General features: G+C 43.5%; 15 protein-coding genes. 12 read left to right on the forward strand and 3 right to left on the reverse strand.

Annotated features, from left to right (window positions below; translation table 11 throughout):
* Positions 1 to 22: 22 nt before the first annotated feature.
* The 9 genes from ACKWCA_RS14090 (at position 23) to ACKWCA_RS14130 (ending at position 18613) form a co-directional block, all read left to right on the forward strand.
* The gene (locus ACKWCA_RS14090; RefSeq protein ID WP_413978851.1) at positions 23 to 979 is read left to right on the forward strand and encodes a septum formation inhibitor Maf; all 957 of its coding nucleotides are present in this window, start codon (positions 23 to 25) and stop codon (positions 977 to 979) included.
* Positions 980 to 982: 3 nt separating this feature from the next.
* Complete coding sequence (locus ACKWCA_RS14095) at positions 983 to 1561, forward strand: mechanosensitive ion channel domain-containing protein (RefSeq protein WP_413978852.1); 579 nt, start codon at positions 983 to 985, stop codon at positions 1559 to 1561.
* A gap of 97 nt (positions 1562 to 1658) precedes the next feature.
* On the forward strand, positions 1659 to 4190 hold the full coding sequence (locus tag ACKWCA_RS14100) for a PIG-L family deacetylase (protein WP_413978853.1): 2532 nt from the start codon (positions 1659 to 1661) through the stop codon (positions 4188 to 4190).
* A gap of 105 nt (positions 4191 to 4295) precedes the next feature.
* Positions 4296 to 6032, forward strand: a complete 1737-nt coding sequence (locus tag ACKWCA_RS14105; protein ID WP_413978854.1) for a sodium:solute symporter family protein — start codon at positions 4296 to 4298, stop codon at positions 6030 to 6032.
* 126 nt (positions 6033 to 6158) lie between these two features.
* Positions 6159 to 7196, forward strand: coding sequence for a LacI family DNA-binding transcriptional regulator (locus tag ACKWCA_RS14110; RefSeq protein WP_413978855.1), 1038 nt, complete (start codon positions 6159 to 6161; stop codon positions 7194 to 7196).
* A gap of 186 nt (positions 7197 to 7382) precedes the next feature.
* Positions 7383 to 10463, forward strand: a complete 3081-nt coding sequence (locus ACKWCA_RS14115) for a SusC/RagA family TonB-linked outer membrane protein (protein ID WP_413978856.1) — start codon at positions 7383 to 7385, stop codon at positions 10461 to 10463.
* 29 nt (positions 10464 to 10492) lie between these two features.
* Entirely contained in the window at positions 10493 to 12049 is a 1557-nt protein-coding gene (locus tag ACKWCA_RS14120) for a SusD/RagB family nutrient-binding outer membrane lipoprotein (protein WP_413978857.1), read from the forward strand.
* 98 nt (positions 12050 to 12147) lie between these two features.
* Positions 12148 to 15483: a VCBS repeat-containing protein gene (locus ACKWCA_RS14125; RefSeq protein WP_413978858.1), complete on the forward strand. Its 3336-nt coding sequence runs from the start codon at positions 12148 to 12150 to the stop codon at positions 15481 to 15483.
* Positions 15484 to 15493: 10 nt separating this feature from the next.
* Positions 15494 to 18613 carry a DUF5107 domain-containing protein gene (locus tag ACKWCA_RS14130; RefSeq protein WP_413978859.1) on the forward strand — a complete coding sequence of 1040 codons (3120 nt, stop codon included), beginning with the start codon at positions 15494 to 15496 and terminating at the stop codon, positions 18611 to 18613.
* On the opposite strand, the gene lacZ is transcribed toward ACKWCA_RS14130, so the two are convergent.
* The 3 genes from lacZ to ACKWCA_RS14145 all read right to left on the reverse strand — a co-directional run bounded on the left by lacZ (position 18610) and on the right by ACKWCA_RS14145 (position 24067).
* A complete protein-coding gene (gene lacZ / locus ACKWCA_RS14135) occupies positions 18610 to 21798 on the reverse strand; it encodes a beta-galactosidase, LacZ type (protein WP_413978860.1) in 3189 nt (1062 codons plus the stop codon). The genes ACKWCA_RS14130 and lacZ overlap by 4 nt on opposite strands.
* 150 nt (positions 21799 to 21948) lie before the next feature.
* Positions 21949 to 22800, reverse strand: a complete 852-nt coding sequence (locus tag ACKWCA_RS14140; RefSeq protein ID WP_413978861.1) for a DUF2911 domain-containing protein — start codon at positions 22798 to 22800, stop codon at positions 21949 to 21951.
* 88 nt (positions 22801 to 22888) lie between these two features.
* Positions 22889 to 24067 (reverse strand): T9SS C-terminal target domain-containing protein, encoded by a 1179-nt coding sequence (locus tag ACKWCA_RS14145; protein ID WP_413978862.1) that lies wholly within the window; start codon positions 24065 to 24067, stop codon positions 22889 to 22891.
* A 175-nt stretch (positions 24068 to 24242) separates the two neighbouring features.
* Between ACKWCA_RS14145 and ACKWCA_RS14150 the strand changes: the two genes are divergently transcribed.
* Genes ACKWCA_RS14150 through ACKWCA_RS14160 form a run of 3 tightly spaced genes read left to right on the forward strand, consistent with a single transcriptional unit; the run spans position 24243 to position 26743 of the window.
* Positions 24243 to 24740 (forward strand): SRPBCC family protein, encoded by a 498-nt coding sequence (locus tag ACKWCA_RS14150; RefSeq protein ID WP_413978863.1) that lies wholly within the window; start codon positions 24243 to 24245, stop codon positions 24738 to 24740.
* 5 nt (positions 24741 to 24745) lie between these two features.
* A complete protein-coding gene (locus tag ACKWCA_RS14155; protein WP_413978864.1) occupies positions 24746 to 25435 on the forward strand; it encodes an SDR family NAD(P)-dependent oxidoreductase in 690 nt (229 codons plus the stop codon).
* The gene (locus ACKWCA_RS14160) at positions 25436 to 26743 is read left to right on the forward strand and encodes a cryptochrome/photolyase family protein (RefSeq protein ID WP_413978865.1); all 1308 of its coding nucleotides are present in this window, start codon (positions 25436 to 25438) and stop codon (positions 26741 to 26743) included.
* Positions 26744 to 26764 lie beyond the last annotated feature (21 nt).

A 26764-nucleotide genomic window follows, 5' to 3' on the forward strand; every position in this document is an offset into this window, starting at 1 on the left:
TTTTGCATAAAATTAACGCGTTATGAAAAAATGGCTCAGATTTGAATTATCCGTAGTTGTCTTCGCATTGGCAATCATTGGCATGCAATCGTGCAAGCAAAGTACGCAAGACCCTTCTCCAGAGGTTGCTTTGAACAGTGAACCTGCTAGTGCAGGGATGGTGACGCCCAAGAAACCCCTTTCAGCGGATTTCAAGAAATACTGGTATGCAGGTGAGGCGGAAATCACCTCATACAAATTAGAGCAGGCAAGGTATGGAGAACTGCGGGAAGGCAATGCGGTGCTCGTATTTGTCACAGAGCCCTTTTTAAAGGAAAAGCAAGTAAAGGCCGATGGCAATAATCCGGATAATATTCCGGTGCTTAAATTGAACAGTACCAAAAATTACCTGACGGGTATCTACCCCTATTCGATTATGACGAGTAGTTTTTATCCTGTACACGATAACCAACATGCCTTAAAGGTGTCATTCTCTTCTCAAGAATGGTGTGGACAAGTATATGCGCAGCTCAATAACCGCGAAAAATTCGACATTAGCTCTCACTCCTATTTCGAATCCGAGGCAGATCAAGAGGTCCGTTTGAACAAAACCATTCTAGAAAACGAACTTTGGAACAAGATCAGGGTGAATCCTGACGCGCTTCCTGTTGGTGAGGTTTCGGTAATTCCTTCCATGGAATACATTAGATTATCTCACAAAGAACTAAAGGCGTATACTGCAAGTGTTACTTTAAATGAAAAAGAAGGTGTCAATACCTATCGAATCGATTATCCTGAGCTAGACAGGGTCTTGGAAATCAATTTTACCGCTACCTTTCCGCATACTATTGAAAGTTGGTCTGATTCATTCAAGAGTGGCTATGGCCCTAAGGCCAAAACCATGGTGTCCAAAGCGACCAAGATCAAAACCTTGAAGACCCCTTATTGGCGACAGAACAGTAATAGTTTTCTACCTTTGCGGGATACGTTAGGATTATAGGTTATGGAACATTTTTTCAGTACGTACCATTCCGAATTGTTATGGACTTCTATAACAATGGCAGTGGCTTTCCTTCTCAAATACGGTTTCAGCAAGGCGGCTCGGAGAGTGGCCAAACTAAGGGATTTCAATCCTATTCGCACCGACCTCATTCTTAAATACATTTCCATTGCATTGACACTGACGGTTTTTGCTCTTCTTACATTGATTTGGGGGGTTGATTTTCGTGATTTGGGCATCCTCTTGTCTTCTGTTTTTGCAGTACTGGGGGTAGCCTTGTTCGCGCAATGGTCCATTCTGAGTAATATTACCGCAGGTGTCATTATATTTTTCTCCTATCCCTTCAAAATTGGCAATACCGTACGCATTATGGACAAAGAAATCGGGGATGCGGAGAATGATGAGGACAACACATTCGTAATAGAGGACATTAAGGCTTTTCATTTGTACCTGCGCAAACGAAACGGCGAGATGCTGACCTATCCCAACAATATGGTATTACAGAAGGGGGTTGCACTGGTTTCAGTGTACAACCAACAATCGAACGATTCCTCCCCGGTAGAGCTTATCGAAAAAGAATAGACTACTCGGAAAAACATCCCGTTTGTTAAAGAAGTTCTAAAAAACAATACAGGGGTTTTTATCTTCCTATCTTTGAATACCAACAAAAATCAACACTATGGGCAAATTCACGGTATTCTATACCGCTCTGCTACTTGGCGTACAGCTATCTTTTGCACAGGCGCCGAAAAAGAACTCCTCTTCCGATATCTACCATTCGTTACAAAAACTTAATTTTTTAGGTTCTGCATTATATATTGCCGCGCATCCCGATGATGAAAATACACGGCTAATTTCTTATTTGTCGAACCATGATAAGGCCCGTACGGCCTATTTGTCGCTGACCAGGGGTGATGGGGGCCAAAACCTTATCGGTCCGGAGCTTCGCGAACTTCTTGGAGTATTACGTACCCAAGAACTTTTGGCTGCCCGAAGAGTTGATGGGGGCCAACAATTCTTTAGTAGGGCCAATGATTTTGGTTACTCCAAGCATCCAGATGAAACCTTGGACATCTGGAACAAGAAGGAAGTTTTGGGTGATGTGGTCCGCATTATCCGTAAATTCAGACCAGACGTGATCATCAATCGATTCGACCATCGTTCACCGGGCACGACACATGGTCACCACACTTCCTCCGCCATGTTAAGCGTAGAAGCCTTTGATTTGGTCAACGATGCCAAAGCATACCCAAATCAATTGACTTCCCTCAAACCTTGGCAACCCAAACGCCTCTTTTTTAATACTTCCTGGTGGTTTTATGGGAGTCAAGAAAAATTTGAAAAGGCCGATAAGTCCAAAATGTTGAATTTCGATGTTGGGGTCTACTACCCTACTTTGGGTGTATCTAATAACGAGATAGCGGCTCTTGCGAGCAGCCAGCATTTATGTCAGGGGTTTGGACGGTTGGCGACGAGAGGTTCACAAAACGAGTATATCGAGCTTTTAAAGGGTGATATGCCTGATAGTAAAAGCGACATTTTCGCTGGCATAAACACCAAATGGTCAAGAGTAGATGGTGGCGAAGCCATTGGCCAAATTCTATATGCCATAGAAAAAGACTTCGATTTTGCCAACCCTTCTGCACATCTTCCGCAATTGCTACAAGCACATCAACTCATTTCAACATTAGAGGATGCACATTGGAAAGAAATCAAACTGAAGGAAATCGAAGATATCATTCTGTCGGTATCGGGTATTTACCTGGAAGCCTCTGCCGTTGAAGCTTCCTCAAATCCTGGGGAAAAAGTCGGTCTGAATATCGAAGTCCTCAATCGCAAAGCGACCGCAGTGGCCATTGATCGCTTAGAACTATCCACTGGCATGGTTCTCGATAGTACGATCGCATTGCAGGAAAACCAACGCATTCAACTCGAAAAAGAGATTGAAATACCTGCCACTACCGACTATACAAGCGCTTATTGGCTTAATTCAAAAGGTACCCTGGGCATGTACCAGGTCGAAAAAGCGGAATGGATCGGCAAACCCGAAACTCCAAGAGCCGTTCACGCCAATTTTGTTTTGAATTTCGATGGTTACCCCCTTGACATCAAACGTCCTGTAGTGTATCGCTATGCCAGGCCCGATAAGGGAGAGTTGTATCAACCTTTTGAAATTTTGCCCCCGGCCACAGCGAGTTTTGATGATAAGGTCCTCATTTTTGCCGATGGAAAGGCAAAACGTATTCCGGTCACTATCAAGGCGCACAAAGACAATCTCAAAGGAGAAGTGCAATTGGACTACTCCCAAGGATGGGTCGTCGATGCTGAAACCAAACCTTTTGAGATCGCTAAAAAAGGAGACGAACAGGTAGTCGTATTTTCGTTGACGCCTCCAGAAAACCAAGATGAAAGTCGCATTTCGCCAATTATCAAGGTGAACGGCAAGGAAATTCGCAAAGAATTGGTGACCATAGCCTATGACCATGTACCCACTCAATCGATCTTGCTTCCCTCGGAGGCCAAGGTGGTTCGCTTGAATATCGAGAGACTCGGAGAGAACATTGGGTATATTATGGGTGCTGGTGACGACGTTCCAACAAGCTTAGAGCAAATAGGGTACAATGTGATTACGGTCGATCCGGCAGCTATTCAAAAAGGAAGTTTGGATAAGTTCGATGCCGTTGTTGTTGGTATTCGAGCCTATAATGTGGTGAACGAACTAAAGTTCAAACAGCGGTACTTGCTAGATTATGTCAATGAAGGTGGCAATCTTATTGTACAATACAATACCGCGGGAAGATGGAACAAGCAATTCGAGAATATCGCCCCCTACCCTTTAAAATTATCGCGGGATCGAGTAACGGACGAAAATTCAACGGTTTCTATCATCGCAAAAAAACACGCGCTGGTGAATTTCCCTAATCCTATTGAAGAAAAAGATTTTGAAGGTTGGGTGCAGGAGCGCGGACTATATTTTCCGAATGAATGGAATTCGGAGTTCACCCCTATTCTGTCAATGAACGATAAAGGTGAATCGGCCAAGAAAGGAAGTCTTCTTGTGGCACCCTATGGCAAAGGTCATTACATCTATACTGGCCTTAGTTTCTTTCGAGAATTGCCTGCAGGCGTTTCAGGGGCGTACAAACTCTTTGCGAATATGTTATCTTTAGGAAAAGAAAAAGTGGAGAATCCAAACGATGTAAAAGGATAACGATGGAAGATCAAATCATTTGGAAAAAGGAGTATTCATTCGTATTAATTCTCAATATTCTTTACATTTTAGTCTTTTCATACATCATGTCTTCTTTTACATAAAATGGGTACACTCGACTGGATTATTCTTTCAGGAACACTTCTATTCATCGTTGTATATGGCGTCTGGAAAACCAAGGGCAGCAAAAATGTTCAAGATTATGTTCGTGGTGGAAATGATGCCAAATGGTGGACCATAGGGCTTTCCGTAATGGCGACCCAAGCAAGTGCCATTACTTTTCTGTCTACCCCAGGCCAAGCCTTTCATGATGGTATGGGCTTTGTTCAGTTCTATTTTGGACTCCCCCTTGCCATGGTCGTTATCTGCCTCGTTTTCGTACCAATTTACCATAGATTAAAAGTATATACGGCCTATGAGTTCTTGGAAAACAGGTTCGACCTCAAAACCAGATCTCTTGCTGCGGTACTCTTCCTCATACAGCGCGGACTTGCAGCCGGAATAACCATATATGCCCCATCGATTATTCTGTCCGCGGTCTTAGGTTGGGATCTTAGAACGCTCAATATCATTATCGGAGCCCTCGTTATTATTTATACGGTTTCCGGGGGAACGAAAGCGGTAAGTGTCACCCAAAAGCAGCAAATGTTCATCATTATGGGGGGCATGTTCATTACCTTTTTCTTTATTCTCGGATATCTTCCTGCCGATATTACCTTTAGTAAGGCGATGAAAATTGCCGGTGCCAGCGACAAACTTGAAATCTTGAATTTCGATTTTGATGCCAAGAGCCGATACACCTTTTGGAGTGGTATTACAGGAGGGTTCTTTTTAGCACTCTCATATTTCGGCACCGATCAAAGTCAAGTGCAGCGTTACCTTTCTGGAAAATCGATTAGGGAAAGCCAATTAGGCCTCGTATTTAATGGTATTTTTAAAATACCCATGCAATTCTTTATTCTACTGGTCGGCGTTATGGTTTTTGTGTTCTACCAATACAATCCTTCACCCCTTAATTTTAATCCCGCTGCGACGAAAACGGTAATGGATTCGCCTTATGCAGAAGATTATAAGCTCTTGCAGGAAGGACATATAGAACTTGAAACACAGAAAAAAATAGCCCAAAACAAATTTTCGGTCGCTCTGGAACTCAAAGAATATGCAGCCATAGAAGATGCCAAGATTCAAGTCATGAATTTGAACAAAAAAGACAGTACGAATCGTGCTGCTGCCAAAGCATTGATCAAGCAGGCCGATGAAGACACCGAAACCAATGATAAAGACTACGTGTTCATACACTTCATTTTGAACAACCTTCCAAAGGGCCTTATCGGTCTTCTACTCGCTGTAATATTATCAGCGGCCATGTCATCGACCGCATCGGAACTTAATGCATTGGGTACGATAAGCGCGTTGGACCTATATAAGCGGAATAAAAAAGGACCCACAAGTGAAAGGCACAATGTCAATGCTTCTAAGGTTTTTACCCTTATTTGGGGACTTCTAGCCATTTTGATCGCTTGTACCGCCAGCTTGTTCGACAATCTCATTCAACTAGTGAATATTATTGGAAGTATTTTTTATGGGAACGTTCTGGGAATTTTTCTTTTGGCCTTCTTTTTCAAGTTCGTCAAAGGTAACGCCGTTTTCTTTTCGGCCCTATTGACCCAAGCGCTCATTTGCGTTATTTATTACTTTCTGATTCATATTCATCCATCCGGGGAAGAAAAATTGGGATACCTATGGCTCAACTTTATCGGGGCGGCCTTGGTCATTCTTATCTCGTTGGTTTTTGAAGGCTTTGATCGCCTATTGAAAAACCCGGATATTAAAAGTACATAATCACCCCACCGGTCGCCTATTTCTATCTGAATGCCATTTCTCTTTAACAGATTATTAAGATAAATCATATCTTTAAGGGCTTTTTCAATAATAAACTACTGCTTTGGTGAACTTAAAACCCTTAAAATGGATAAGAAGTATACGATAAAAGACATCGCTAAACTTGCTGGGGTTTCCAAAGGAACCGTTGATCGTGTGCTGCATGGGCGCGGAAAGGTCTCGCAACAGGCCAATGAAAAAATAAAAGAAGTACTCAAGGAGATAGATTACCGTCCGAACCCCATTGCTCGAAGTTTGAAGAACAGCAAGGTATATAGGATTTTTGTACTATTGCCAGATCCCAAGGAAGACCCTTATTGGATTCCCGCTAATCAAGGAATCAAGGATGCTATCAAAGAGTTCAAACCCTTCGGAGTAGTCGTAGAAAAGTTTTTTTATGATCCCAAAAACCGTGCTTCCTTCCTTGAAAAATCAAAAGAAGCTTTGGCCTTATCTCCTGATGTGCTGCTGATGGCTCCTGTTTTTCATAAAGAATCGCTGGAAGTGTTTGAGAATTGCCAACAACAAAATGTTTTGGTCGCCTTATTCAATAACTATATAGATATCTTCAATAACGAGAACTTCATCGGTCAAGACCTTCATCAGAGTGGTCGTGTTGCGGCAAGCCTCATAGACAAGATGCAGCCTCATACCGACACTATGGCGATCGTTCACATCAATGAAGAAGCGCACATGCGCCAAAAAGAAAACGGATTCAAAGAATATTTCGAAGATCTAAAGACCACCTCTCCTACCATTATCACCTATAGCCTAAATACTAAAGACTTGTCACAATTTAGGACCAGTGTCTTTGATTTTTTTAAAAAGCATCCAAAAATATCGGCTGTTTTCATCACCAATTCCAAAGCCTATCATTTGGTAGCGGCCCTAGAAACCCTCAAAAGAGAGATTTCCATTGTGGGTTATGATCTTCTGGAAGAAAACATTACCTTATTATTAGAAGGTAAAATAGATTTTTTAATTCATCAAAAACCGAAACAACAAGCGTACCTGAGTGTAGTGAATTTAGCGGAACATTTTCTTTTCGACAAGCCCATCCCTGCACAAAACCTGTTGCCCATTGATGTGATTACTTCTGAAAACGTGTCCTATTATCTTAATTAATGCGTAAAAAGTAGTTCACCCTATTTTTTTGGAAGCAATGGACTACAACGTTTTAGCAACTGTCCTAAATAAATGTGCTCGAACACATTTTTGCACATAAATCACTTGCGTACTTATAAAAAAAGGTTAATTTCATAATTCGTTAACAAAATGTTGAACTAACTCACATTATCAAAAAACCTAATTATGATGAAAAAAATGCTATTATTTTTAGTGTTGGTACTTGGGGCATACCCACTACTTGCGCAATCAAAAACCCTTTCGGGAACGGTAACCGATGCAACAGATGGGTCACCATTGCCCGGGGTAAACGTTTTGGTACAAGGTACCACAAACGGAACACAAACCGATTTTGATGGAAATTATACGATCAATGCCGAGGAAGGCGGGGTGTTGGTTTTCTCCTATTTGGGAATGTCAACGCAAAGTATCACTATCGGTTCTTCCAATACCATAGATGTTTCTATGGTTGAAGACGCTAGTCAACTTGATGAGGTGGTCGTTACCGCCTTAGGTGTGAAACGACAAAAGAAATCGCTGACCTACGCCACTCAAGGTGTTGACCCTGAAGGCATCGATGAAGCAAGGCCACAGCAAAACCTGGTCAATAGTTTACAGGGGAAAGTTGCCGGTCTGTCCATTCAGACTTCCGGTAGTGGTGTCAGTGGTGCTTCAAAGGTGGTTCTTCGAGGAAACAGATCGATTGCCGGTAGTAGTCAGGTACTATATATTGTAGATGGCGTGCCATTAGGTGGTGACATTTCCGATATCAGTCCGGATGATGTGGCTTCGATCAACGTATTGAAAGGAGCGAATGCTGCGGCCCTTTATGGTGCTAGAGCAAATAACGGTGCGATTATCATAACGACCAAAGCGGGTACCACCGATAGAATGAGTGTAGACATCAGTTCAACGATCACTGCTCAAACCGGTAATATTCTTTTTGATTACCAAAATCAATTTGGTCAAGGTAGTGGAGGCATATACAATCCTGAATCAACAGGGTCATGGGGCGCCGCTTTAGATGGTGGAACTGCTGCTGGTTGGCAGCCGGGCAATCCCATTTCATACGCCCAGACACCCCAAGAAGACAATGTCAACGATTTTATGCAAACCGGATTCAATTTAGCGAACAACCTCTCGATCAGAGGGGGTACCGAAAAGATGAGAACGTTCTTCGGATATACCCATGAGCTAAGAAACGGTATTGTTCCGGACAACGATTTAAAAAGACATAATGTCAATTTAAAAATCGACAATACATTGCTTGATGGCAAATTGGAGCTAAGTACCAAAGTGAATTATATTAGATCAGACCTCAATAACTTATTGGATACGGGGGAGTCTTTTAGCAATCCTTGGAGGCACGCCTATCGTCTACCCAGAAACATCAGAACTCAAGATGCCGAGGTGTATCAATATAGGGACGCTTCAGGAAACCTTCGTCAAAACTACTGGAAGCCGGGAGATAACGGTGGAGCAAACCCCTATTGGACAATCAATAGAAACCTAAAGGAAATTATTACCAACAGGATAATAGGATACATGTCTCTGAAGTACAATTTCACGGATAATTTGAGCCTATTGATTCGAACGGCCTTGGATCAAAGTAATGAAAGTAGAGAGGATCGATTATTTAACGACTCCTATATCATTGCGGATAATGGTAATTATGTTACTCGTAATGCCAGTTCATTGGAATGGAATAGTGATTTCTTACTGAGTTACAACAAGCAATTGAGCGATGATCTTTCGTTTAATCTGAACTTTGGTGGAAACAACCGCCAGGCTAACAGTAAATTTGTAAGAACAAATAATGGAGGGTTGAATGCAGCGAATATTTTTGCTATCAGCAACGCCCAAGTCTTAACGGCTAGTCAAGACATCGCTCAAAGGGAAGTAAATTCCCTGTACGGTTTTGGTCAGCTTGGTTATAAAGATGCGATTTTCCTTGATCTTACTTATCGTAGTGATTGGAGTTCCACCTTACCTCCAGAAAATAGAAGGTTTGACTACTACTCCGCCGGTTTGAGTGCAGTGGTTTCAGACTTGATCACCATGCCCGACTTTTTATCATTTTTAAAGTTAAGAGGTTCTTACGCTGAAGTGGGTAACGACACCGCACCTTTTCAGTTAACTCAGGTTGCGGACTTAAGGGCTGGCGGATTTATTCAATTAGGCACCGTATTACCAAATCCGGATTTAAAACCAGAACGTACAAAGTCTTTGGAGTTTGGTTTTGACGCTCGTTTCTTAGATAGCCGTTTAGGGCTTGATTTCACGTATTACAAAACAAACAGTATCGATCAGTTGTTTAGGCAACAAGTACCACAAGCTTCGGGAATAGTGGAGCGATTTATCAATGGTGCCGATATTGAAAACAAAGGTATTGAAGTCATTTTGACAGGTACGCCTATCAATACACCTGATTTCAATTGGAATGTTACCGTTAACTTTTCAAGAAACCGAGGAAAGGTTTTATCCTTGGCCGAAGGTCTTGAAACCTTGAGCTACGGCGGAGACTTCTTTAGGAGGTTTGAATTGAATGTAGGTGACCAATGGGGTAATGTCTACTCTAGAGGATTTGTACGAAATGATGCAGGTCAAGTAGTGGTTCAAGCGGATGGACTGCCTGCGGTTACCACGGGTCAAGATCGTTTGGTTGCGAACTACAACCCAGATTGGTTAGGCGGAATTAGCAATAGTTTCAACTACAAAAACTTGAGTTTCAGTTTCCTAATCGACATGCGGAAAGGTGGTTCTGTCGGTTCATTCACCAATGCTATTTTAGCATCGGATGGTGCACTTGAACGCACTCTACCCGGTAGAGATGGTAGCTTGGTTTTCGGAACCAACGTTTTCCCTGAATTGGATGTCGTAAATGAGGATGGCTCACCCAATACCACAGCGGTGACCGCAGAAGCGTTCTGGGGACAAATTGGTGGACGAAACTCTCCCGTTGGAGAAGCCTTTGTAGAGGACGCCACTAATATCAGATTACGTGAAATGACCTTGGGTTACAGTCTTCCCTCCTCAGTATTGGGTAATGGTCCTTTCAAGAGTGCTAAAATCTCATTGGTCGGTAGAAATTTGTTTTTCTTTAAGAACAATGCCTCTTTTGACCCGGAAGTTATTGGAAGTGCGGGAGCAGCTCTTGGTGATACCAGTCAAAACGGTCAGAATGCGGTTATCAGTTCTGACGGCTTTGAATCCTTTAATCCTCCTACGACCAGAAGTTTAGGTTTGAATGTTAAATTTGGATTTTAAAAAAAATTGTACCTTTAAAAGAAAAAATTATGAAAAAAGTTTTAAGTAAAATCGGGCTCGGAATGGCCTGTGTGATGGCCTTTTCAGGCTGTACCGAAAATTTCGATGAGCTAAATACCGATCCCTTGGCATTGGATATCAATGCGCTGGAGGATAGTCAGGTATTACAAGGGCAAGCTTTTGCCCAAGCACAGTATGTTTCGGTCAATGGCTTGCATTGGCGCTTTCAAATTTCCCAAAATCTCTTTTCGGATATTTGGGCGCAGTATTATGCGACTACCGCGGCGGGATTTGATTCAGACCGCTACGTACAAGTAGGACGTTGGGCCGATTTGGCTTGGGGTTCCTTTTACGGACAGGCGGCACCTCAAATCAAACTGGTTGAGGATTTAACGGAGTCTACCGGAAATACCGTGGGTAATGGTATGGCGAAAGTCCTTCGGGTTCATGCCTACCATAGAATTACTGATTATTGGGGTGCAATCCCCTATTCGCAATTCGGTAATGCTGAACTGTCCGTCGCTTATGATTCCCAACAGTCGATTTATGAGGATTTCTTCACTACACTTGATGAAGCGACTGCCCAGCTTTCAGGAGGAGGAAGTTCATTTGGTGGTGGAGATCGTATTTACGCCGGAAATGCTTCGCAATGGTTGAAATTCGCCAACAGTTTGCGTTTGCGACTCGCCATGCGCATTCGATATGTAGATCCCGGACGTGCGCAGACGGAAGCTGAAAAAGCAGTTGCTGGCGGAGTGATTACGGATAATGCGGATAATGCCTTCGTTTCTACAGACGAGCAAAACAGAAATCCTTTAGAGACGATCACCGATTGGGGCGAATTCAGAATGAGTGCTACCATGGAAAGTATTTTGGAGGGTTATGAAGATCCACGAATGCCAGAATATTTTGCTCCTGCAGTTGATGGAGATACGGACGGAGATGGAAGCCCATACGAAGGTCTTCTAAACGGACAACCACGAGTAAATTTGGAAACAAGCAAAAATGCCGGACATTCCGATTTGGCTACCAAATTTATCGATGTGGCTAAAGGAGGAATCAACCCCCCGATCGAACTCATGAACGCTGCCGAGATGTATTTCTTGAGAGCAGAAGGTGCCTTGTTCAATTGGAATATGGGAGGTACGGCTCAAAGCCTCTATGAGGATGGCATCCGAGCTTCCATGATGCAAAAAACGGGGGCCGATGGTGCCTCTATTGACGCGTATATCGCGAGTACGAATACGCCTATTCCTTTCGAAGCAGGAGCTGCCGCTGTTACTGATATTCCCGTAGCCTTTGGTGGTGACACTGAAACGCAATTGGAGCAGATCATTACACAAAAATGGCTAGCGATATATCCAAATGGCTGGGAAGCATGGGCAGAACTCCGTAGAACGGGATACCCAAGACAATACGCCCGATTGGAGTCGCAGAATCCTGATGTTGGCGTTGATGAAATCATGAGAAGAATGGTTTATGTTCAAAGTGAATTTGATACCAATGGTGAAGCCGTTCAGGCTGGTATCGGTTTGCTCTCAGGAGGAGACAAAAACAATACCAAGTTATGGTGGGATAAGAAATAAGATTCCTACTTAACAAAGATAAAAGCACCAATACTTTCTTATTGGTGCTTTTTTATTTCCTTAATATGATCGTTCAGAAATTAAAGTGAACCGCTTTTATGAAATTAGCTATTCCCAAAATTTTTACCTTTTTGTTGCTATTGTCCGTTGCGTTCTCGTGTACCAAGGATGATAAGAAAACCTTGTTTACGCTGCTCCCCTCCAACCAAACCGGAATACAATTCAAAAACATTCTCAAAGAAACCAAAGAATTCAACGTGTTGGAATATGGATATCTCTACAACGGTGGAGGCGTTTCTGTAGGTGACATCAATAATGATGGTTTACCCGATATCTACTTTACCGGTAATATGGTCGGAAGTCATTTGTACCTGAACCAAGGTAATCTAGAGTTCGATGAAATTGCAAAAGAAGCCGGCGTATTTGCCGAAGGACTGTGGAATACCGGTACTACTATGGCCGATGTCAATGCTGATGGCTTTTTGGATATCTATGTTTGCCGTTCAGCGGCGAAAGACCCGAACAAACGAAAAAATCTCCTCTTCATCAATAATGGCCTTTCAGCGGACACAGGTCAAATATCCTTTACTGAAAAAGCCCAGGAATATGGGATCGCCGACTCCGGCTATTCGACTCAAAGTGCCTTTTTCGATTATGATAAGGATGGGGACCTCGATTTGTATGTCCTCAATCATTCTACACAAGAATATGCAGGTTTCGGACAGATCACTGCATCCTTAAAAAATAAAAAGAACGCGGCTTATTCGGACAAACTCTATCGCAATGATAATGGAAAATTCAAAGAAGTCAGTGAAGAAGCAGGATTGGTGTCCAACGTTCTCGGTTTCGGGCTGGGAATCGCCATTTCCGATCTAAATCAAGATGGTTGGCCAGATATCTACGTATCCAACGACTACAATGAACAAGACTACCTCTATATCAATAAGGGAGATGGTAGCTTTAAGGAAAGCCTCGAACAATTTATAGGCCACACTTCCCTTTTTTCCATGGGGTCAGATATTGCCGATATCAATAATGACGGCTTTACCGACATCATGACACTGGATATGCTCCCAGAGGGAAACCAACGTCAAAAAATGGTCTCCGGACCCGACAACTATGACAAATACCAACTTTTGGTCAATTCAGGCTTTTATAACCAGACCATGCGGAATATGCTCCATCTCAACAACGGGGGCGAATCGTTTTCCGAAATAGGTCAATTTGCCGGTATTTCAAATACGGATTGGAGTTGGAGCTCCCTACTCGCCGATTTTGATAACGATGGGAACAAAGACCTTTTTATCACCAACGGCTACAAACGGGATTATACCAATATGGATTTCATCAATTATGCAGTTCAGGCAAAATTGGAGGAAAACAAAACAGGAAAACGAACCGCCATCATGGAACTTCTCGAAGAAATTCCTTCGACCGTTGAGGAGAATTATATGTACCATAATACAGGGGCATTACACTTCAAAAAAGTGAATTCTGAATGGGGTATCGATCAAAAATCGCTATCCAATGGAGCTGCCTATGCCGATCTGGATAATGATGGGGATTTAGATCTTGTAGTAAATAACATCGCAGAGGAAGCCTTTATCTATAGAAATAACAGTGAGACATTTTTTAACAACAACTATCTGAAAATCAAGCTTAAAGGCAAAGGTCTTAATTCCTTTGGTATTGGTGTTCGGGTCGAAGTCAAAATCGGTGATACCCTTCAAGTTCAAGAAGTGCAGCCTACCAGAGGGTATCAATCCTCAGTCGATGTTAATCTTCTTTTTGGCCTGGGGCAATCGCAACGGGTAGATGAGCTCAAAATAATCTGGCCGAGCTCGGCCATACAACGATTGACGGATGTCGCTGCCAATCAAGTCATCGTGGCAGAAGAAACAAACGCCGAACTCCCGACAACCAATCCAAACACAAATCAAATTAAAAATCCCTTTTTTGAATCGATTCCCAAAGACTCGCTAATCAGCTACCTACATCAAGAAAACAACTTTATAGACTTTAAACGCGAACAGCTCTTGCCGCACAAATTATCGACCCAAGGTCCAAAAATAGCCAAAGGCGATATCAATACTGATGGTCTGGAGGACGTATTCATAGGAGGAGCCAAAAACTCGACCGGAAGTCTATTCCTTCAAAACAGTCACGGTGAGTTCTTGGAAAACCGTACTTTTTTGGACGAGGATGGTTTATCGGAAGATATGGATGCCCTCTTTTTCGATGCGGACGGGGATCAAGATCTAGATCTCTATGTCGTTAGTGGTGGTGCCGACTTCGAAAAAGGTGCTCTCGAATTACAAGACCGGCTATATTTTAACCAACGAGGAAAGTTTTCAAAAAAAGAAGGGGCACTTCCCGAGATGTTGACCAGTGGCTCATGTGTCACAGCATCCGATTTCGATAATGACGGAGATCTCGACCTTTTTGTGGGCGGTCGACTAGTACCCGGCAGCTATCCGAATGCGCCGAGAAGTTATATACTCGAAAATGATGGGCAAGGGAACTTTAGTGACGTCACGGCAACCGTTAGTGAAGCACTTGTACATCCGGGTATGGTTACGGATGCCCTGTGGACCGATTTCGATGGTGATGACACGGATGACCTTATACTTGTTGGCGAATGGATGCCCATTCGATTCTTTAAAAATTCGGAGGGTTCCCTTACGGAGGTTACCCAAGACACCGGCACGACCGATTCCCAGGGTTGGTGGAATGCCATTACATCAGGTGATTTTGATAATGATGGAGATATGGATTATATCTTGGGCAATTTTGGACTGAATTCCCAATTAAAGGCTTCGGCAGAGCAACCTGTAGAATTATATGTCAAGGATTTCGATGCCAACGGCTCCCTAGATCCCATTTTATGCGCTTATATCATGGGAGAAAGCTATCCTGTATTTTCGAAGGATGACCTTGTTGGGCAATTGAACGGACTGAAAGCAAGGTACACCAGTTACGCGAACTATGCAGATGAAAAAATCACCGATATTCTTACTCCCGCACAACTATCCGATGCCACTGTATTTAAAGCCTCACAGTTTTCAAGTAGTTATTTGGAAAACATGGGGAATGCTACTTTCAAACTTACCCCGCTGCCAAAGCAAGCACAGTTCTCCCCTATTTTTGGCATTTTAGCTGAAGACATCAATACCGATGGTCATCTAGATGTACTACTCGGCGGTAATTTTTTCGGTACCCGAGTGAAATATGGTAGATATGATGCCAATAAGGGCACCCTACTCTTAGGTGATGGTAAAGGTGGGTTTCAAACCGTGGAAAATAGTAACAGCGGTTTACATGTAGCTGGAGAAGTTCGGGATATTACGATCGTCAAAAACAAGAACAACGATAAAATCATCTTATTCGTGAAAAATAATGGGCCTGTAGAATCGTACAGCGTAAACCCAAGATAAAATCCAAACCATGAACACTATACGACTTATCGTCAGCTTTGCATTACTAGTTGTTTGCAAAGCTTATGGGCAAAACAATGCTAGTATTGTAGCGGAAACCGTGTCACTTGACACCTATGATTTCCATACCCCCAACCCCGTTCCTATTGTGGCGGAAAACCCAAAAATCCCACCGTATTTTAAATATGAGGGATACGCCCACTCCCCCATCAAAAAAGACTGGAAGGTAGTTACCCTCGAGAACGATTATATCAAACTTTGGGTACTTCCCGAAATCGGAGGTAAGGTTTGGGGGGCAATAGACAAGAGCACGGGAGAAGAGTTTTTGTATAAGAACAAGGTGATCAAGTTTCGCAATATCGCTATGCGCGGCCCCTGGACCTCGGGAGGTATCGAGTTCAATTTCGGAATCATCGGGCATCACCCCTCTACGGCAACTCCCGTTGATTATGAGGTACGAACAAATGGCGATGGCAGTGTAAGCTGCTTTGTAGGGAACGATGACCTGCCCTCAAATACGAAGTGGATGGTGGAAATCCGTTTGGAAAAAGACAAAGCGTACTTTGAGACCAATGCTTCTTGGTACAATGCCTCTCCCCTAACGGAATCATACTACAATTGGATGACCGCTGCGGCTGTGGCCACGAATGATCTTGAATTCTTTATCCCGGGCAATGCCTATGTAGAACACAACGGTGATCCGCATCCATGGCCTATCGATGACAAAGGACGGAATTTGGCGCTGTACAAGAACAATACCTTCGGTCCTGCCAAATCATATCATATCGTCGGCGAATACAATGACTTTTTCGGAGGCTATTATCACGACAGAAATTTTGGTTATGGTCAATGGGCACCCTATGAGGAAATGCCCGGTCAGAAGCTCTGGCTCTGGGCGCTTTCGCGTTCCGGGGGTATTTGGGAAGACCTTTTAACCGATACCGATGGGCAGTATATCGAATTTCAAGCCGGACGACTTTTTGACCAGTATTTCCCGGGTGCGGTAAATCCGATCAGTCAAGTGGGCTTCGATCCCTACGTTATGGACACTTGGTCTGAAATATGGTTTCCATACAAAGAAATCGGGGGTATGGAGGATGCCTCAACCCATGGTGTGCTCAATGTGGAGTATGAAAACGAATCGGTATACATCGGACTAAATGCCCTGCAACAATTGAATCAAGAATTACAGGTCACCGTAAATGGTAAAAACAGCTTTTCGGAAAAACTTGATCTACACCCTATGGAGGTCTTTTCTACGAAAGTTACGGCCGCACCTTCCGATAAAATAGTGATTTCCGTTTCTGGCACTGAACTAGAATACTCGAACGATCCGGAGGACAAACAAATCAAAAGGCCGTTTTACCCCGATAAAGATCTTCAGGTCTCTAAAACGGAAGAACATTATCAATCCGGGATGGAAGCTTTGGAATATAGAGAATACGACCTCGCTCACAATGAACTATCAAAGCTGGTGAAATTGGATCCCTCACACCGTTCGGGAATTTTAGGATTGGCTGAACTGGAATATCGACGTACCAATTATGACGGTGCTTTGGAGCTCATTAATACCGTCTTGAAAATGGACACCTACAATTCCAAAGCGAACTATCTCGCCGGAATCACCTATCGCGCACTAAACGATTCATTAAATGCATTGGAATCATTCGGTTGGGCCGCCCGTGATATCAAATATCGCTCTGTTTCCTATGCGCAAATGGCAGAAATTCATCTTAAAACCAAAAACTACGCCAAAGCAAAGACCTATGCGGCCAAGGCCTTGACGTTCAATTTGAACAATCTAAATGCCAGGGAAGTACTCTTACTGACCGCAAAAAGTCAGGGCGATACAGACGCGGTGAAGGAGTACGCGGAAGGAATACTCAACATCAATCCCTTGCAGTTTCTGGCCAAACATGAATTGAATCACGCCACCAACCTAGGTGCCGATAACACATCTGACCTGCCCGCAATCGAAAATGAATTGCCCGCAGAGACGGTCTTAAACCTCGCCCTTCGTTATAGTGAACTGGGCTTTGAAGATCGTGCGCTGGTGACCTTACTCGAAGGTCCAAAAGCCGTGAAGAATGGATTGTGGATCGCCTATTTACAAAGAGATTCGAATACGGAAAAAAGTAAAGAGATACTGAACAGAATGGTCAACGAAAACATAGATTTGGTCTTTCCTTACCGCAGGGAAACGATTCCTATGTTGACATGGGCATTGACACAAAACGACCATTGGAAGTTGAAGTACTACCTAGCCCAAAATTATTTGGTGGTCAACAACAAGGAAGAAGCCAAAAAACTTTTGGCGAACTGCGCCAACGAACCTGATTCGGACATTTTTTATCGTTTTCGAGCCCAAGTAGAAAAAAAAGCTCCGGTCGAACAACGACTTGCGGATTATAAAAAAGCATTTGAATTGAATCCCTCGGATTGGAAAGTCAACGAGGAGTTCATTCAGTTCTATTTATCGCATGGGCACTATGAGGAAGCTGTGAAATTGAGTTCAAAAGCCTTCCGCAAATTTCCGGATAACTATAATATCGGTTTGGCACACGCCAAATCGCTACTATATACCGGCAGTTATCAAAAAGTGGTGCAGATCCTTCGAAAAATACAAGTGCTTCCGTTTGAACATGCAAGTGAGAGCAGGGAAATCTATGAACGCGCCCATGAGGCAGTGGCCTTGTCCTACTTGCAAAAAAATAAAAACGCAAAAGCACTCGAAGTACTCAAGAAAAGTAAGGAATGGCCCGAAAATATCGGTGTAGGGAAACCCTATGATCCCGATGAACGTTCGCAGGACTACCTGATGGCCCTAGCGATGGAAAAAATAGGAAACTTGGACGATAGCAAAACGCTTTTGACCGCCATAGTAAACCGAACGGAGAAAGACCTAGACAAAAACAGTATGGATCACCTCTTTGGAATTTTGGCCGCCAAAAAGCTCGAGAACGGTTCCTTGAACAAATTGATCAACGCGCTTAAAACCACTGAAAATGAAAAGAGTGCGACCGCAATTGCTTTATTCAGCGCAAGGCCGGAAGACCTCATCGATCTACAAACCAAAAGCGGTCTACCTACCGATGTATGGGAGGCAGTACTCTGGGTAATTCAAAACTAAAGCGACGGTGATGGGTCGACATGTGAACGTACAGGACGAATGACGTAGCTGTAACTCAAGTTGCCCGGTTGAATTTGATACTTTTCTAGCGGAAGGTTACCCCAACTATTGTCGCCCCCTACACCCATTTGCCGGTAATCGATATTGATATTGACCAAATCACGCTTTACGATATCAAAGGTATGCCGTTGTTGTTTTTCGGTTCCCGGATCGAAATCTGCATTGTATTGATGATGGGCGCTAAAGTTCAACAACTCAGGGCCGAAAATTTCAATTCCCGAACCGGCTCCATTAACAAACCTCAGGTTTCGGATGTCAGTTCGATTGCCGTTTTCCTGAGGGCGAATATAGGGGTAGTATAATTCGGAAACAGTAGCGGTATAATTGCCAACCAAAGTCGCCGTTTTTCTATCCCAATAGTTCTCGTAAGGACCTCTACCGTACCACGTCACTTGCTGGTATTCATCCTTGACGATAAAATTAGTTCCAAATCGCGGTAGAATCGGAACATCATCGCCTAAGTCCGTAAGATTAACGGTCACGCGTACCTCGCCCTTGTCATTGACCTCATAGCGGATTGCAAGGTTTCCTTCTACTGACGGCAGTCTAAAATTGCTCGTCACCATTAGTTTCCCACTGTTTTCCGCAAATGGATTCTCAGCCAGTTGCAATACATCGATTACTTCTTCCGTATCGGCGCCACTGACCGTCATGCCCATAAATTTCTGTGTATCGGTCGCTTCTTTCCACAGGGCCAGTAGTTTGGGCATATTGTAGCCGAAGTCATTGTCGTTCGTGGCGCGCCAAAAATTGGCCTTGAGCCCATTGAGCAACATATTTCCATTCCCATAATCAAGCCCGATCATTTCACCTGTGGCCGTATTGAATTGGACTTCAAAATCAGTACCCGAAATAATAACCTTATCATCTGAAGGGGTTATGGTAAGACCTGCGCCAGAATCCTCCAAAGAAAACACATCAGGCCGATAATCCGTTAATTCAAATTGTTCATAGGCCAACAGATGGTCTTTTGGAATTAGCGGGGTCCCGCTTCGCAGTTTGGCATATACATTTAAAAGATACTCTTTGTTCTCATCGGTCAATTCAGGCAAATCAAGTAGTACATTCCTTGATGTTCTCGGAGCTACATTTAGTACTGGTAAAACTCCGGAGGCCACTTCCTTGCCATCCTCTAGAAGTCTCCAACTGAAATCGAATTCTTCCAAATTGGTGAAATCATATCCATTGGAAATGGTAATTCCACCGACACTAAGGTCATGGCCCTTGAATTTGATGTGCTGGTACACTTTTTTGACTTCATGTAAGGAGGGATGTGCCGTTCGATCAGGATTTACCAATCCGTTTAGACAGAAGTTGGCGTCATTTTGAAAATCAGCCCCACCAAGGTCTCCCCCATAAGCCCAATATGCCTCACCTTCTTCTGTTTGGGCCAATAGTCCTTGATCCACCCAATCCCAGATAAAGCCTCCTTGTAACACGTCATACTTCTCGATAACATCCCAGTAATCCTGTAAATTCCCTACACTGTTTCCCATTGCGTGTGCGTACTCACATTGGATCAGCGGCCTTTTGGGCTTGTTTTTGGCGTAGGCCTCCATTTCAGGAATACGCATATACATAGGCGCATGTATGTCTGTATTCTCATAGGCGATCGCACCTTCATATTGTACGGGTCGAGTGGTGTCTTGTGACTTTAGCCAATCATATGTCGCATAAAAATTCTCACCGTTTCCGGCTTCGTTCCCAAGCGACCAGGTGACAATGGATGTGAAGTTCTTATCCCGTTCGAACATCCGTATCGTACGGTCTAAATGCATGGCCTTCCATTCAGGACGATAGGCGGGGTGTACCGCAATGGCTTCCTCGTCGCCATCTAGGCCCTGGTTGGTAGCTCCCATTCCATGGATTTCAATATTCGCCTCGTCCACTACATAGAACCCGTAGGTATCGCACATCCGATAAAAATGCGGGTCCTTAGGGTAGTGACTTGCCCTGATGGCATTAAGATTATTTTGCTTCATAAGCTTCATATCCTTCAAAGTCAATTCTTCTGATACAACATGCCCTGTTTTATCATCGTGATCGTGAAGATTCGCACCTTTGATCGTAACTGCCTTTCCGTTGACCAAGAATTGATTATTCTTGATTTCCACTTTTCGAAATCCAGTCTTGACACTGGTCGCCTCTAGGGTCTTGCCATTGGCGTCTTTCAAACTCAAAACAAGGCTATAGAGTTGTGGTTTTTCGGCATTCCAGGTCTTGACCTTTGGAATGTTATGATTGAAATTGATTACGCCTTCACTATTGGAAACGGATAATTTTTTCGTTTCGTTCAAAATTTCCTTACGGCCATCGAGAAGTTGCATATGCACTCGAAGATCAGCTTTGGAGGCATCCGCATTGGCAACTTCCACATCTAAATTAAAAATACCGTCGGTATAATCGTTTTCCAAATCAGCGGTAACCCTAAAATCCCGTATCGTTGTACTATTGGTAGCATAGAGGTAGACATCCCGTTCGATTCCGCTCAGCCTCCAAAAATCTTGGTCTTCAAGATAGCTAGCATCGGACCACCGCAGCACCTGCACCGAAATCTTATTTTTACCGATATTGACCTGATCGGTGATATTAAAGGCGGCGGGAGTTTTGCTACCTTCATTGTATCCCACTAGCTCTTCATTGATCCAGATGTACATCGCACCACTCACCCCTTCAAAGTGTACATAAATTTCTTTTCCATCCCAATCCTCGGCAATATCGAATTCGCGCTGATAGCTGCCTACGTTGTTCATTTCATGAGGAATATAGGGCGGATTTGGAGGAAACATATAAATCACATTGGTGTAAAAGGGAATACCATGTCCTTCGATTTCCCAATTGGACGGTACTGGAATTTTGTCCCATCCCCTGGTATCAAATCCCTCGTAGTAGAAATCCGCAGGGCGTTCTTCAGGATTCTCGGCAAAGTAAAAGTCCCATGTACCATTTAGGGACTGATACAAGGTTGAGTTCTCCCAGCTTTCATTTTTCAAGGCATTTTCCTCGCTTCGATATCTGTAAAAAGAGGCAGTTGGTTCTTCCCTATTGATTTGAAAAATCTCAGGATTCTCCCATTCTGGATTCATCCATTTTTCCGCACTGTATATGGGTCGTTCGTGTTCCATATTACAGGACATTAAAAGTAGTGTAAGCAGTACAAGGAAAGTCGACTTCTGAAGCATGGGGATTATTTTGAGATTTCTTCAAATATAACATAAACAAAAAAGCCCGCCATAGGGGCGGACTTTCATTTTACGACATTATTGGTAATTCGATTACATCGCTCCCCATTCTTTCAACGAATCGGTGTTCATTTTGACGTAATCATCATTGCCTGCCTCTTTTGAAGCTGCCAAGGACTTTTTGGCGGTTTCTATAGCCCCTTTTTTATCTCCTGCCTTTGCTTGAATCAATGATTGCTGACGCAACTGCCAGAAAGCCGGTTTTTCGGTCATGGCCATTGCCTTGTTCATCCACTCCTTTGCCTTGTTGATATCCTTTCCTTCGCTTGAATAATACACTGCAGCTGCATAATAATCGCCTGCAGAAGGTCCTCCCAAAGCTCTTTCGATATTCTTTTCTACCGCTGCATCCGTAGGTACTTCAAAAGGAACGGCCACATATACATTTTCCCATAGCAGTCCAAGATTCGCCGAATTGGATGTCAAATCATCTATGGTAATCGTAAAGGTTTCCACGGCCATTTCCATAGGCATGGTAATTACAGGAGCATCGACTTTGGCAACCACTTTGCTTTCATCCCAATCCCTTGGTGTTCCACCACCTTGGGTATCGGTATAGAAGAAAACCTCCCAAGACTTTTCTCCAGGTTTCGTGAAAACAGAATACGTACCGGCCTTGACCTCTTTTCCGCCGATGTTTACATCATTACTAAAACCTACTAAGGTATAGCCATTTGCACCGGTTCTCCAAAGTTTCCCATAAGGAACCAAATCGCCAAAAATAGTTCTTCCACGCATCGAAGGTCTTGAATAGTCAACGGTAACATCCGTCAGCCCTACCGTTTGCATCAATTTTGATGAAGGACTCGGAGCCGGTGTATTGATCTGTGCTTGTAGCGCTACTGAAGCAAATAGAGCCACTACTAAAAGTTTAATTTTTTTCATTTCAAAAGTGTTTAATGTTTTAACAAAACTAGAGATAAACCCTTGCTTGATTCGTTAAGGAATTCTTAAAATAAAAAGTAGAAATCCATTATTTGGCAAAGGCCTTCACCAGTACACCATTGTCAAGATAAAAGGCAAGGTAATACACTGAACTACTCAATGATGCTATGTCGATACGATTGTTTTCGATCTCCGCTGCCCTAATATATTGCAGGCGTTTTCCACCAGAGTCAAACAGGCCTCTTCCGTATAACGCACGGTCGGTAATGAGTTCATATTCCAAGAAATCGGAATCAAGGGGACGATACAGTACTAAACTGTTTTCTTGGGGCTCTGGATTCAGGATCTCCTCCTCCTTTTCCTCTTCTTCCTCCTCCTCTTCTTCATTACCATTTGGCGTATCGGTGGTCGTAAAGGAAAACAATTTGGAATCTAATGTAATGGCGGGGCTCGCATTCGTAAAAAACTCGGATGAGACAAAATAAGTGTCCACATCCACATAGGTAATACCCTCTATTTGTGCTAGCCCGCCGCCAAACGGGATCTTTGTCGGAGCAGTACCGAAAATAGACCCGATATTCGGAGCATCGACCCGAAGGGTGAAGGGCCCTAGTATGGACGAATATCCGATTAAAAAGAGAACATCGGAAATAGGGTTGTAGGTTGCTCCGGTTACCAAACCATTCGAGTCAAATTCCGCTAACCGTTCCGCAATATGTACTCCGGGCGTTTTGGGTATGGAGTAGGCCACTGTGCCGTTGCTTACCCACTGCTTGGTAAAGACAACTAGCCGATCATCAAGAACAATGAACGCCTCCGCATCCCAATCGCTGTTGCCGGTATTTGAAAAATCTACCTGGTCCGGATAGCGAAAATTTATGCGTTCGGCTTGCACAGTATTCGCTGCTTCGTACATTTCTTTAGTAATGCGATAGATGACGAGATTTTCTCGGGTACCTACGTTATTTCCAAAATCGCCTACATAAATAGCTTCATTGTCTTGAGCCAAATCTTCCCAATCGACATTTTCCGCATTGGTCAGTGTAATCGTTCTTGTGATCTCTAGGGTAAGGGTATCTATTTCAAATAGTTGCGGAGTATTTCCCGAATCATTATGCGTAATCAATCGCCCGTTGTGAAACAGTAGTCCGGAAGTCTCGGAAACGGTAGTAGGAAGATTTCCAAGCTCCTGTACATTCGCTTGAGCGGATAGCCCATTGGAGAATGACACCAAAAATAACAGCAGTATGATATGAAATCCTTTCATTGTAACGGAAAATTACAAAAATGTAAGCTATTCGTTTGAATTATTGGATGAACGGTACCTTTCAATCTCCTCAGTTCAAATCAAAACCAGAAATGTACAGGTAAATTATAAATTGTTTAACCACAAATGGTTTTTATTAAACAAAAATGCACTTATCTTTGTTCAAATCGATACTATGAAGTTATATCAACTGCATTCGAAGCAACGGCTTCCCATTTCACTAGAAGAGGCGTGGGATTTTCTTTCTAGCCCGGCCAATCTCAAACGTATTACTCCTGAACATATGGGTTTTCATATTCTTTCCGGTGCGGATCGACCTATGTTTCCTGGCCAAATCATTCAATACAAGGTATCGCCTTTCCCTGGGTATGCTACCAAATGGGTAACCGAAATCACTCACGTGAAGGAGGGAGAATATTTTGTGGACGAACAGCGTTTCGGACCCTACGCGCTCTGGCACCACAAACACTTTTTAAAAAGTGTAGACCAGGGAGTGGAAATGGAGGATATTATCGACTATAAAATTCCCTTTGGGATTCTGGGCCAATTGGCACATCCGATTCTGGTGAAAAAGCAGTTAAAACAAATATTTGCGTACCGCGAAAAGAAATTGATCGAACTTTTTGGGAAGGTCGAAGGGTCACGGAACTTTTTAGAATTAAAATCCATATAAACAGCATGAAAAATATACTCTTAATAGGAGGTTCGCATGGTATAGGGCGTTCCATTGCCAAGACGCTTAGTCAAGAATACCAGGTTACCGTAGCTTCAAGAACCAATGATGATCTGGAAGGGCTAAGTGTTACACACCTACCTTTCGATGTATTGGCCGATGATTTAGAGCTGTCACAGCTCCCGGAGGAGATTCATGGCTTTGCCTACTGTCCGGGAAGTATCAACCTCAAACCTTTTAAAATGTTAAGTCTTGAAACCTTTCATGAAGATATGCAACTCAACTTCTTCAGCATGGTCAAAATAGTAAAGTTGATCATGCCCCGAATGGCCGAAGGGGCGAGCATGGTTTTCTTCAGCACGGTGGCCGTGGGGTCCGGTATGCCCTTTCACACCAGTGTGGCCGCAGCAAAAGGAGCCATTGAAGGTTTCGCCAAGGCGCTCGCTGCTGAATATGCCCCAAAAATCAGGATCAACACAATTGCTCCCTCATTGGTCGATACCCCTCTGGCAAAACGACTGTTGAGCAACGACCGTAAGCGTGAGATGATGTCGGAACGCCATCCACTGAAACGTGTCGGTGAAGCTGGTGACATTGCAAATATCGCCGTATTTTTATTGAGCGATAAGAGCACATGGATGACCGGGCAGGTAGTAGGCGTAGATGGAGGAATCTCTACTCTAAATATCAATTAAATGGCAAAAAAAGTTTCGGTTTTCTGGTTCCGTCGTGACCTGCGTTTGGAAGATAATGTCGGATTTCGAAAGGCCCTTGAAGGGGAACATCCTGTACTACCGATCTTCATTTTCGATAAAGAGATTTTAGACGAACTGCCCAAAGACGATGCCAGGGTAAGTTTTATTTTTGAGACCCTTCAACAAATGCGTGGGTTACTTCAAGAAAAATACGGTGCCGACTTGGCCCTTTTTCACGGAACACCACAAGCGGTATGGGAAAATCTTTTCGAAAATTATGAAATTCAGGAAGTGTATACCAATCACGATTACGAACCTTATGCCAAGCAACGCGATGAACAGATCGAAGCATTGCTGAACAAAAAGCGATGCCTGTTTCATACGTTTAAAGACCAAGTGATTTTTGAAAAAAGCGAGGTAGTTAAAGACGATGGTTCTCCGTATGTGGTCTATACCCCTTATAAAAACAAATGGAAAGAACGCTTCAACGCATCACTACTCGAAGCGCATAAGACCGCTCCCCTATTTTCCAATCTGCTGGATGAAAAGGAGTTACCCCAGGTGTCGTTGGAAGAAATGGGGTTTAAAAAATCGTCGATTACAGTTCCGGAATACAATGCGTCTCCCTCTTTAATCTCCAATTATGAGGATACCCGTAACTTTCCGGCAAAGGAAAATGGCACCTCCCGTTTGGGGCCCCATTTGCGGTTCGGCACCGTTTCGGTACGTCAGCTGATGAAAAAAGCGATTGCCGAAAAGAACGAAGTTTTCTGGAACGAGCTGATCTGGCGTGAATTTTTTATGCAGATTCTCTGGCATTTCCCTCACACCGCGCAGCGATCGTTTCGACCAAAATACGACCGCATCGCATGGCGCAATAGCGAAACGGAATTCGAAAAATGGAAAAAAGGCGAAACCGGGTATGCCTTGGTCGATGCCGGAATGCGAGAGCTCAATGCCACAGGGTATATGCATAACCGTGTGCGCATGCTCGTAGCAAGTTTTCTATGCAAGCATCTGCTGATCGATTGGCGTTGGGGCGAAGCCTATTTTGCGAAAAAACTGCTGGACTACGACATGAGTGCCAATGTAGGTAATTGGCAATGGGCAGCCGGTAGCGGAGTGGATGCCGCCCCGTATTTCAGGATTTTCAATCCCATGACCCAAGTAGATAAATTCGACAAACAAAGGGCGTATATCAACAAATGGGTTCCCGATTTACAGGAACTCACCTACCCACAAAAAATGGTAGATCACAAAATGGCCCGAGAGCGCTGTCTAAAAATTTATAAGGAGGCGGTAGCCTAATCCCTTTTTAGTATATTTAGG

Origin of the sequence: Maribacter corallii (assembly GCF_047345415.1) — a bacterium.
Taxonomy (GTDB): domain Bacteria; phylum Bacteroidota; class Bacteroidia; order Flavobacteriales; family Flavobacteriaceae; genus Maribacter_C.

Coding starts and splice junctions, on each gene's coding strand:
- ACKWCA_RS14090 (WP_413978851.1), top strand. CDS start 23: ATGAAAAAATGGCTCAGATTTGAATTATCCGTAGTTGTCTTCGCATTG.
- ACKWCA_RS14095 (WP_413978852.1), top strand. CDS start 983: ATGGAACATTTTTTCAGTACGTACCATTCCGAATTGTTATGGACTTCT.
- ACKWCA_RS14100 (WP_413978853.1), top strand. CDS start 1,659: ATGGGCAAATTCACGGTATTCTATACCGCTCTGCTACTTGGCGTACAG.
- ACKWCA_RS14105 (WP_413978854.1), top strand. CDS start 4,296: ATGGGTACACTCGACTGGATTATTCTTTCAGGAACACTTCTATTCATC.
- ACKWCA_RS14110 (WP_413978855.1), top strand. CDS start 6,159: ATGGATAAGAAGTATACGATAAAAGACATCGCTAAACTTGCTGGGGTT.
- ACKWCA_RS14115 (WP_413978856.1), top strand. CDS start 7,383: ATGATGAAAAAAATGCTATTATTTTTAGTGTTGGTACTTGGGGCATAC.
- ACKWCA_RS14120 (WP_413978857.1), top strand. CDS start 10,493: ATGAAAAAAGTTTTAAGTAAAATCGGGCTCGGAATGGCCTGTGTGATG.
- ACKWCA_RS14125 (WP_413978858.1), top strand. CDS start 12,148: ATGAAATTAGCTATTCCCAAAATTTTTACCTTTTTGTTGCTATTGTCC.
- ACKWCA_RS14130 (WP_413978859.1), top strand. CDS start 15,494: ATGAACACTATACGACTTATCGTCAGCTTTGCATTACTAGTTGTTTGC.
- lacZ (WP_413978860.1), bottom strand. CDS start 21,798: ATGGAACACGAACGACCCATATACAGTGCGGAAAAATGGATGAATCCA.
- ACKWCA_RS14140 (WP_413978861.1), bottom strand. CDS start 22,800: ATGAAAAAAATTAAACTTTTAGTAGTGGCTCTATTTGCTTCAGTAGCG.
- ACKWCA_RS14145 (WP_413978862.1), bottom strand. CDS start 24,067: ATGAAAGGATTTCATATCATACTGCTGTTATTTTTGGTGTCATTCTCC.
- ACKWCA_RS14150 (WP_413978863.1), top strand. CDS start 24,243: ATGAAGTTATATCAACTGCATTCGAAGCAACGGCTTCCCATTTCACTA.
- ACKWCA_RS14155 (WP_413978864.1), top strand. CDS start 24,746: ATGAAAAATATACTCTTAATAGGAGGTTCGCATGGTATAGGGCGTTCC.
- ACKWCA_RS14160 (WP_413978865.1), top strand. CDS start 25,436: ATGGCAAAAAAAGTTTCGGTTTTCTGGTTCCGTCGTGACCTGCGTTTG.